The sequence below is a fragment of the Streptomyces sp. SID11385 genome, assembly GCF_010548245.1.
Taxonomy (GTDB): domain Bacteria; phylum Actinomycetota; class Actinomycetes; order Streptomycetales; family Streptomycetaceae; genus Streptomyces.
The window spans coordinates 1-1,952 of record NZ_JAAGLR010000446.1 but is presented as its reverse complement, the minus strand read 5'-3'; the positions used below and the strand labels follow the sequence as shown (position 1 = coordinate 1,952).

At 74.8% G+C, this 1,952-nt stretch carries 2 protein-coding genes; one reads left to right on the top strand and one right to left on the bottom strand.

All coding sequences use genetic code 11. The features are described from left to right. Positions 1-532 (bottom strand): SWIM zinc finger family protein (locus G3I42_RS13675; protein WP_164285769.1); only part of this gene is annotated, 532 nt, incomplete at its 3' end. A 115-nt stretch (positions 533-647) separates the two neighbouring features. Here G3I42_RS13675 and G3I42_RS13670 point away from each other — a divergent pair. Continuing rightward, a complete protein-coding gene (locus G3I42_RS13670) occupies positions 648-1,856 on the top strand; it encodes an AAA family ATPase (RefSeq protein WP_203606766.1) in 1,209 nt (402 codons plus the stop codon). The last annotated feature ends 96 nt before the right edge of the window (positions 1,857-1,952 follow it).

Here is a 1,952-nt window from a genome sequence, read left to right as displayed (position 1 = left end):
CCCCCATCCCGTACCCGGCCCGTTCGGCGGAGGCGAGCCCGCCGCGCACCAGGTCGGCGAGGCGTTGTTCCAGTTCGCGGGCCCCGGCCGTGACCCGCTCGGCCCGCCGTTCCGCGCGTTTGCGCGCGGCCTCGGGGTCCCCCTTCGCGGCGGTGCCGGGCGCCGGGCCCGTGCTCTTCGCGGCCCGCCCGCGCCGCTTCTCCAGCCACTGCCCCGCCCACTCCGGCGGCTCCCCCTTCGGCACCGCGCCGGGCCCCGCCGACCAGAGCAGCAGCAGCCCCAGCACGTGCTTGCACGGGAACTTGCGGCTCGGGCACGAGCACGTGTACGCCGGGCCCGCCACGTCGGCCAGCGCCTGGTACGGCTTGCTGCCGCTGCCCTCGCACAGCCCCCACACCACCCCCTCGTCCGTCGTCCCCGTCCCCGACCACGGTCCCGCCGTGCCGAGCTTGCTTCCCGCCTTGCGCGACGGCGCGTCCGGTGCCAGCGAGAGCACCTGTTCCGCCGTCCAGCGAACCCCCTGCGAAGTCATGCCGCCCAACGTAGGACGCCCCACTGACAACCCGTCATCACCGCAGGTCAGAGCGATTGTCAGTGGGGTGGTGCAGGGTGGAACACGCATCCGAACCGAAGGGGGAATCGGCTCCATGACCCTGCCCGCACAGCGGAGCGCCGAAGAGCGCCCGGACACCGCGCGGACCACCACTCAGACCACCACGACCGGCACGACGAGCGGCACTGCGACCGGCTCCGCGCAGGCCGCGCAGGCCCCGGCGTCCGAGGCCCTGCGCCCGCACGCCGAGGACGCCTTCGCGGACGAACTCGCCGCGCTCGCCGCCCAGGACGACCGCCCGCGCCCGGCCCGCTGGCGCCTCTCGCCGTGGGCCGTCGCGACCTACCTCCTCGGCGGCACGCTCCCCGACGGCACCGTCATCACGCCCAAGTACGTGGGCCCGCGCCGTATCGTCGAGGTCGCCGTCACGACCCTCGCCACCGACCGCGCCCTCCTCCTGCTCGGCGTCCCCGGGACCGCCAAGACGTGGGTCTCCGAACACCTCGCCGCCGCCGTCAGCGGCGACTCGACCCTCCTCGTACAGGGCACGGCGGGCACCTCGGAGGAGGCGATCCGGTACGGGTGGAACTACGCCCAGCTCCTCGCCCACGGCCCGAGCCGCGACGCCCTCGTGCCGAGCCCCGTCATGCGCGCCATGTCCGAGGGCATGACCGCGCGCGTCGAGGAACTGACCCGCATCCCGGCGGACGTGCAGGACACTCTTATTACCATCCTCTCGGAAAAGACCCTTCCCATCCCGGAGTTGGGCACCGAGACGCAGGCCGTGGGCGGCTTCAACCTCATCGCGACCGCGAACGACCGCGACCGGGGCGTCAACGACCTCTCCAGCGCGCTGCGCCGCCGGTTCAACACGGTCGTCCTGCCGCTCCCCGAGAGCGTCGAGGCCGAGGTCGACATCGTCTCGCGCCGCGTCGACCAGCTCGGCCGCTCCCTCGAACTGCCCGAGGTCCCTGCGGGCGCCGAGGAGATCCGCCGCGTCGTCACGGTCTTCCGCGAGCTGCGCGACGGGATCACGACGGACGGCCGCACGAAGGTCAAGACGCCCAGCGGCACGCTCTCCACGGCCGAGGCGATCTCCGTCGTCACCGGCGGCCTCGCCCTCGCCGCGCACTTCGGGGACGGGGTGCTGCGCCCCTCGGACGTCGCCGCCGGCATCCTCGGCGCCGTCGTGCGGGACCCGGCGGCCGACCGCGTCGTGTGGCGCGAGTACCTGGAGGCCGTCGTCCGCGAGCGCGAGGGGTGGCAGGACTTCTACCGGGCCTGCCGCGAGGTGAGCGCATGAGCCGCGCGAAGGCCGCGCCCCTGCTGCTCGGCGTGCGGCACCACGGTCCCGGCTCCGCGCGCGCGGTGCGGGCCGCGCTCGACGCCGCGCGGCCCG